Below are 7,404 nucleotides of genomic sequence, written 5' to 3' on the forward strand. Positions count from 1 at the left end.
CGTGTCCAAAAGGACAACGTATTGTTGAACAGACACAATATCATTTATTACGCTGTCTTAAAAATCCTCACTCGGCCAATATGTGAGTAATATTATCTACATAATACTCTTAGAGAGTATAAGAATATATGGTTACTTCCGAGGAGTTGTGTTAAATATGATTCACCATCGTATGTTTCCTAAGTACCATAGGGTAGATATTATGCTTGCAAAGCCGAAGGTTCTAAAATCAGCAAGGCTTTTATTTTTTATTTTTTCAGTATTATCTTTTACTGTAAGCATGGGAGCGGCAAGTATGACGTTCTTGGGTGGCGCGATCGCTCAGATGCCATCGACACCAAATTCAGCACCTCTGGTTGAGAAAACAAATTCTCAGGTTAACGTGCTGTTTGTCAACCCAAATGGTGGAGATGACACAGGCAATGGCAGCGAATCCGCTCCTGTGAAAACGATTACCCAAGCTTTACGATTAGCTAAGGCCAATACTGTAATTATGCTCTCCACGGGCACTTATAGCGCCGAAACAGGAGAAGAATTTCCCTTAATATTGAAACCGGGTATCTCAATTCAAGGCAACCCTAGCAATCAAGGTAAGGATATTGTAATTCAGGGAGGTGGTGATTACCTGAGCCGGAGCTTTGCCGGTCAAAATGTCGCAATTGTCGGAGCAAACGAAACCTTGCTTACTGGGGTGACGGTGACGAACCCAAACCGCCGTGGTTACGGTTTATGGGTTGAATCAAGTAATCCAGTAATCGCAGAAAATACATTTATTGGCAGTACCCAAGATGGTATTTCTGTCTGTGGTAATGCTACACCTACTATTAGTAAGAATTATTTTGATCGCAATGGAGCCAATGGCATCACAATTGCTGGTAACTCCAGTCCCCAAGTGAAGGAAAATGTCTTTCACGAAACGGGTTTTGGCATTAATATTGCCCAAAATGCGGCTCCTGTAATCATAGGGAATCAAATTCAAAACAATAGATCGGGAATTGTGGTGCAAGCAAATGCCCGCCCGATTTTACGGAATAATATTATTCAAGATAATAAAGAAGATGGTTTAGTTGCGATCGCTCAAGCAATGCCAGATTTGGGCAGTGCATCCGAACCTGGGGGTAATCAATTTCAAAATAATGCTCGCTATGACATTAACGCCAGCGCTGCTAAACAAGTGATTTCTGCTCCTGGTAACAACCTTGTGAGCGATCGCATCACTGGCAAGATAGATATCAATGGTACAACAGGACTTGCAACCCAAAATTCTCAACCTGCCCCTGTCCCCAACAATGTATTACAAGAAATACCATCAAGCGGGGAAATCACCTTCTCGGCTCCCGAAATCTCTGAAACTACTAATAGGCAAACCAGCAACACCATTTCAGTAAATAATCGTGTTCCTAGACAATTAAACACTCAACTGCTGCCATCGTTGCCAGCCAATGTGCGGCTTTCCACGCCTATATCCAATCAACAGCAACCCACCTCTAAAGTTGCCGGATTTCCTACTCCTAGCAGCTTGTCAGCTAGACAAATACCAGCTAACACTTCAAGAGTTGCAACTCCCAGTCCAGCACAGCTACCTGATACACCACAGTTGAATTATGTGCGGATTGAGCCTAAGACGATTGAGTTTACTGCTCCTGAGTCCTCATCCAATTCAGTTGCACAGCAGCCATTACCAATACAAGAAACTTCTGCCTCAGCTGCTTCCGCACTTTTACCACTTCCCGATCGCAATATCCCTATTGCTAATAGTGGCAACATCGGAATAAGTTCTGCAAGTATTCCCTATGGCGGTAACTCTGCAAGACAATTTGGTGTACGTTATCGAGTAGTAGTGCCATTAGCAACTAATAAAGATCAAGATTTAGTGCGATCGCTTGTTCCTGGTGCGTTTCCCACTGTTTGGCAAGGTCAAAGAGTTATGCAAGCAGGAGTATTTAGCAGTGAATATAACGCTAAAGAAATGCTTAAAACACTCTATACCAACGGTTTAAGAGCGATTATGGAGCCATTGAATTAATTGGACATTGGACAAAAGGGTTAGAGGGAAAAGACTTAAATCCCCTCCAGTCTTTTTCCTAAATTTTGAATTTTGATGTAAAGGCGATCGCTATCAGTCCCAAGGAGAATTGACGACTTGTATTTATTCGTTCGTTGCAGTCAGCGTGGCAAATATGAGGGTCAGATCCTTTTTATTCCTTTTTTTGATTGTCATTGGCGATCGCAAGTCAAAATGATATCACTCGACTTGAAAGAGCGATGTCTACGACGGGCTACGCCTACGCTTTTCTAATGTGGAAGAGGCGATCGCGGTTTCATCAAAGGAACAGATAATTTATAATTTTTTTACTACACTAGCATTAAGTATAATTATCGCCCAACAATTTCAGATTTTTACGGATAGTGGCTGTCCTGGGATGATCTACTCCTAAGCTAAGTTCAGCAATTGATAATGCTTTTTTATACAGTGGTTCTGCTTCGCTGTACCGTCCTTGGGAATCGTAGAGTAAGCCCAGGTTGTTGTAACTGGTGGCGACTGAGGGATGCTCTTCTCCCAAGCGGGTTTGTACTACTGATACACATTGCTGACACCAGGGTTCTGCGATCGCATATAATCCCTGTCCAGAATAAAATCTATCTAATCCCACAAAAACCCAAATTAAATTTTCACCACTGACTGCATCAGTCAGATTTTGTGCTATCTCTGCTAAATGTGCGATCGCATCTTTGACACTTGTAATTAACTGTAGAGTTGGTGAAAAGGGAATACTCTGTGCCACTTCTACGAAAACTTTACAAAAGTTATCTTTTTGTTCCTTCGCATTAACTAAATTATTTTGCTTATTTCTCAGAAATTCTTGAATTAGTTGATGTAATTGATACTTTGGAAAATAGCCTTATTTAGTTCTGTTGGTTGATTCTGTACTTGTGTCAGTATTCCATCTATACTATGTGCCTTAAACTTCTCCCGAATGGTGTTTACCAGTTGAGCAAATGTATCAGCCGCACCTTTTCCTAAAGCTTTTCCACCTTCTTTAATTGCCTCTGAGAAAAATAAAGAGACAATCACTGCTGCCGTTAAAGGTTCTACCATCAGCTTGCACTAAAATTTAGTATTAATAGTCATATATATATACAAATTTACTGTACAATTTTTCGGCTTTTTAGGTGTATTTATAAAATTACGAGAGTTCATGCGGTAAACAGGGTAGTGCCGCATTACACCTTCGGTACATCCTTACCCCCCTTAATCCCCCCTTATAAAGGGGGGAAATCAGAAATTTGGTTCCCTCCCCTTTATAAGCAACTCAACAGCAGTCAATCGCAGAAAAAGAAGGGGAAATCAGAAATTTGGTTCCCTCCCCTTTATAAGCAACTCAACAGCAGTCAATCACAGAAAAAGAAGGGGAAATCAGAAATTTGGTTCCCTCCCCTTTATAAGGGGAGGGTTAGGGTGGGGTAATTCGAGGACTGGTAATGATTGGATAACTTATGTGTACACCGTAACCTTTCCAAGGGCAGTCCTATAGTTGAATTATATTTATGATACTTTTGTGCGCGATCGCCTTTGCCGTAAATCGGGTTAAGGCAAGAAAACTCATCATCTAATACCTCAACACGACTTTGAAGTACCTCAATACGACTTTGAAGTACCTCAATACGACTTTGAAGTACCTCAATACGACTTTGAAGTACCTCAATACGACTTTGAAGTACCTTAATACGACTTTGAAGTACCTCAATACGACTTTGAAGTACCTCAATACGACTTTGAAGTACCTCAACACGACTTTGAAGTACCTCAACACGACTTTGAAGTATCTATCGCTTATTTGGAGTAATATTTTTGACAATCTGAATAAAAACTTCAGTATAATTAACTAAAAATAATTAGGTCGATCTTAATTTGCTTTAATTTTTCCGAATTATCTCTCAGAGAAGTTTATTGTTGCATTGGCTAGAGTACATGCAGTAATCCTATAACTTCCTTCAGGAGCGCATTTTATGGCACGACTAAAACGCAGTTCACCAGATTTAGAAAAGGCTCTCCGTCGAATTGCAGGAATGCGATCAATTAGCCCGACGCTAGAATTTGGCAACGGATTAAATTTGACAAACTACGACAGCCGCATCCAAACCTTGCAAACCCAGCTATCTAACTACAACACTTTACTCTCTACCATAGATGAAATGGCAGGTCGCCTCTCTCTAATTGAAGAAGAATTGCGCGGCTATTCTGAAAAGATGTTAATGAGTGTGGCAACCCATTATGGCAAAGACAGTTTGCAATATATTCAGGCGGGAGGCAAGCCACGCAAGAAATTATCACGCCGTTCGAGCAATACCCAATCCCCATCTGAGAGTACAGCTACAATCTTGAATGGTGCAAACAACAATGGTAAAGAAACCTCTGTTGTTTTACCTTAACCGTTTAACTGCATCATGCTAATGAATTCTTAATTACGAATTACGAATTATTCGGTTACTGGCTCTGCGTCGGAGAACCCCACCTGATACTCCTTATCTCCCCACTTCCTTATCCCGGTTTATGATCCAATCGGGTTGCTTGCTCTAGGGCAGATTTTTCTTTGGCTCGGCGGACATAGGGTTGTAATTGGGTGCGATCGCAACCTGTTAAAATAATCAGGTTTTCTAAGGCAATCCCTCGCATTAACATTTCTACACGCCAGGTTTGTTGTGCTTGTGCTATGGCTGGTGTTTGTCCTTGAGGAGTTAATAGTCTTTCACTCCATACTTGCCAACGTGTCTCAAGCTCTGATTCTGAGATGGGTGTGCCTGTATCATTCAGAAACATGGCTGTTTGAGCATCTTTACGACTTTTGAGCCATTTGATTAGAGGATTATTGGTAAAAGAGCCGTAGCGTTTGCCCAAAATCCACTGATTCACGGGTACTTGACGGACGAATCCGGGGATGGTGATTTGCAAGAAGTGTCCTTGAGTATCGTATATTTGGTGCGATCGCTCTAAGCTAATTATTTCTGTGGCGGATAATCCAGCCCCAAATAACACATAAGCCAAGGCATAATCTCGTACTCCAAATTTCCTAGACTGTTGCAAAATTTCGTGAACTAAACTAGCAGGCAAATCAGCTACTTCTGTGGTGGTGAACCCTCCTTGTAAAGAGTTTATCGCTGATTCTGTTGAAGATGACATGGCTCCATGTAAAAACAACTCCACCAAATTTTCGAGAAAATCATTCCGATCCTCCCAAAGTTCGTGAAATTCGCTGGTAAACTCAATTACGGCATATCCCAAAATCATCCCATTCAGCAAACTTGCTAATTTTTCTGCGGGTAAATAGGTATTTAGGTGGCCTTGCTGGATTACAGTAGCTAAATACTGAGCTACATAACGGTTTGCCTCTGTTACTCCCCTGCCTAGTGCGCGGCGATTTTCTGCCGGGAATTGGTCGGCTTCACCCACCACAGACCGGACGAACTCTGGCACTCGTTCTAATGCATGTAAGCTATCACTTGCATAATCTTTAAGAGCTTGGTAGACATTGCCGGGAGGCGTAGCCCGCCGCACCAGCGACTCACCTAAATCCTTGAAAGCTGCGGACTCTTCCAGCACAGCCAAAAGCAGTCCATGCTTATTGCCAAAATTCCGAAATAGAGTCACTTCGTTGACTTCGGCTTTTTCAGCAATTTGGCGGGTTGTGGTAGCGCTGACCCCCTGAGCAGAAAACAACTCAAGTGCAGCTTGAATCAGGCGTTGACGAGTTGAAACGAGTTGAGATGACATACAGAAATGCAAGTGGCACTTGCATCGATATCAGAGTTCTGCTAGCATAACAAATGTAAGTGATACTTGCTTTGCTCTACCCTACGGGTGATGCTCCTGCGTCGCTAATGGGGGAAACCCCCTACAGCCCTTCGGGCATCCTACGGCAGGCGCTAGCCTCTCCCTTTGGGAGAAGACCGCGCTGGCTCACTGTAACGAACTGGTGTACAGGGTGGGTAAATCCTACTGGGATTATGCCCAACAAAAGACAAATCACTTCATCATCCATTAATAGGAATTTTTATGACCGCAAATTTTGGGGCGTTCGCCCCTGAGAGAGGCAAGTCACCTCAACTCAGTTGGACGAATGTAGTATTTTTTGCTACATTTCATGCTTTAGCACTTCTGTCTCCTTGGTTTTTCTCCTGGTCAGCATTAGGTTTGCTAGTGTTTCTGCACTGGTTATTCGGGAGCATTGGTATTTGTTTGGGATATCACCGACTACTGAGCCATCGGAGTTTCCAGGTTCCTAAGTGGTTAGAGTATGCGATCGCCCTGATTGGAGCGTTGGCTTTGCAAGGTGGGCCAATTTTTTGGGTAGGTGGACACCGCCAGCATCACGCCCACACAGAAGATATTAATTTAGACCCCTACTCTGCCCAAAGAGGCTTTTGGTGGAGCCATATACTCTGGATTTTCTATCCACGCCCAGAATTTTTTGACTATGACACCTATAAAAAATATGCCCCCGACCTAGCAAGACAACCCTATTATTGCTGGTTAGATCGCTACTTCTTGCTGTTGCAAATACCCTTCGCGCTGCTGCTTTATGCCTTAGGAGGATGGCCTTTCGTGTTCTATGGAGTGTTTCTCAGATGTGTATTGCTTTGGCACTCAACCTGGTTTGTGAACTCAGCATCACACCTGTGGGGTTACCGCACCTTTGATGCCAATGATGGCGCTCGTAATCTTTGGTGGGTATCCATCGTCACTTATGGAGAAGGATGGCACAACAACCATCATACTTATCCTCACATGGCAAAATCTGGCTTTTCTTGGTGGGAGATTGATGTTACTTGGTGGAGCATCCTAGTTTTGCAGACTTTGGGTTTAGCCAAAAAAGTTGTCTCACGTCCTCCTCAAGGTGCAAGTCACGGCTAAATTGCAACTAAATTATCATAAATTTGTTAAGCCGATTGCTTCTTGCAGTCGGCTTACTAATTTTCATCAGTAGTATTTCACGATAAAATGACAACGCGGCAAATCTCAGCAAGACATCAAGCGTGAAAACTGACAGTATTTTTTATCGCCTTTTTCAAGAACTTCCTGGGATTTTTTTTGAATTAATTGGTAATCCACCCCAAACGGCAGAGGGTTATAAATTCTCCTCAATTGAAATCAAGCAAACTGCATTTCGTATAGATGGCGTTTTTCTGCCAACACAAACAGAAGAAAATCCGATTTACTTTGTTGAAGTCCAGTTTCAAACCGACACAGAAATTTATTCACGCTTATTTTCAGAAATTTATTTATACTTACGCCAAAATAAACCTAAAAAGTATCGGCTCAATAATCAGGGGTAGGCAGTTATTCAGTCTGCCACGACCAACCAAACAGATTAGGAGCAGTCTTGTTGCGAATTATTTGGGCTA

At 42.4% G+C, this 7,404-nt stretch carries 6 protein-coding genes and 1 pseudogene; 4 read left to right on the forward strand and 3 right to left on the reverse strand.

Going from position 1 to position 7,404, the window contains the following annotated elements; translation table 11 throughout:
• Positions 1 to 157: 157 nt before the first annotated feature.
• The gene (locus tag V7K25_RS05135) at positions 158 to 2,026 is read left to right on the forward strand and encodes a DUF1565 domain-containing protein (protein WP_442948060.1); all 1,869 of its coding nucleotides are present in this window, start codon (positions 158 to 160) and stop codon (positions 2,024 to 2,026) included.
• Positions 2,027 to 2,366: 340 nt separating this feature from the next.
• Here the strand turns inward: V7K25_RS05135 and V7K25_RS05140 are convergent, their stop codons facing one another.
• Together V7K25_RS05140 and V7K25_RS05145 are read right to left on the reverse strand one after the other, a co-directional pair.
• Positions 2,367 to 2,786 carry a tetratricopeptide repeat protein gene (locus V7K25_RS05140; protein ID WP_335155687.1) on the reverse strand — a complete coding sequence of 140 codons (420 nt, stop codon included), beginning with the start codon at positions 2,784 to 2,786 and terminating at the stop codon, positions 2,367 to 2,369.
• Between the two features lie 83 nt (positions 2,787 to 2,869).
• On the reverse strand, positions 2,870 to 3,100 hold the full coding sequence (locus V7K25_RS05145; protein ID WP_335155689.1) for a hypothetical protein: 231 nt from the start codon (positions 3,098 to 3,100) through the stop codon (positions 2,870 to 2,872).
• A gap of 911 nt (positions 3,101 to 4,011) precedes the next feature.
• Here V7K25_RS05145 and V7K25_RS05150 point away from each other — a divergent pair.
• Positions 4,012 to 4,434 (forward strand): hypothetical protein, encoded by a 423-nt coding sequence (locus tag V7K25_RS05150; protein WP_335155691.1) that lies wholly within the window; start codon positions 4,012 to 4,014, stop codon positions 4,432 to 4,434.
• Between the two features lie 109 nt (positions 4,435 to 4,543).
• On the opposite strand, the gene V7K25_RS05155 is transcribed toward V7K25_RS05150, so the two are convergent.
• Entirely contained in the window at positions 4,544 to 5,773 is a 1,230-nt protein-coding gene (locus tag V7K25_RS05155; RefSeq protein ID WP_335155693.1) for a TetR family transcriptional regulator, read from the reverse strand.
• Between the two features lie 282 nt (positions 5,774 to 6,055).
• Between V7K25_RS05155 and V7K25_RS05160 the strand changes: the two genes are divergently transcribed.
• Both V7K25_RS05160 and V7K25_RS05165 read left to right on the forward strand, forming a co-directional pair.
• Positions 6,056 to 6,913, forward strand: a complete 858-nt coding sequence (locus V7K25_RS05160) for an acyl-CoA desaturase (protein ID WP_335155695.1) — start codon at positions 6,056 to 6,058, stop codon at positions 6,911 to 6,913.
• Between the two features lie 122 nt (positions 6,914 to 7,035).
• Positions 7,036 to 7,308, forward strand: a pseudogene (locus tag V7K25_RS05165) (Rpn family recombination-promoting nuclease/putative transposase); the annotation flags it as partial.
• Positions 7,309 to 7,404 lie beyond the last annotated feature (96 nt).

It is taken from the genome of Nostoc sp. (assembly GCF_036919495.1).
Classification (GTDB): domain Bacteria; phylum Cyanobacteriota; class Cyanobacteriia; order Cyanobacteriales; family Nostocaceae; genus Nostoc.

Bases quoted from the DNA above. Each gene is read 5' to 3' on its own strand.
- V7K25_RS05135 (WP_442948060.1), top strand. From the start codon at position 158: ATGATTCACCATCGTATGTTTCCTAAGTACCATAGGGTAGATATTATG.
- V7K25_RS05145 (WP_335155689.1), bottom strand. From the start codon at position 3,100: ATGGTAGAACCTTTAACGGCAGCAGTGATTGTCTCTTTATTTTTCTCA.
- V7K25_RS05150 (WP_335155691.1), top strand. From the start codon at position 4,012: ATGGCACGACTAAAACGCAGTTCACCAGATTTAGAAAAGGCTCTCCGT.
- V7K25_RS05155 (WP_335155693.1), bottom strand. From the start codon at position 5,773: ATGTCATCTCAACTCGTTTCAACTCGTCAACGCCTGATTCAAGCTGCA.
- V7K25_RS05160 (WP_335155695.1), top strand. From the start codon at position 6,056: ATGACCGCAAATTTTGGGGCGTTCGCCCCTGAGAGAGGCAAGTCACCT.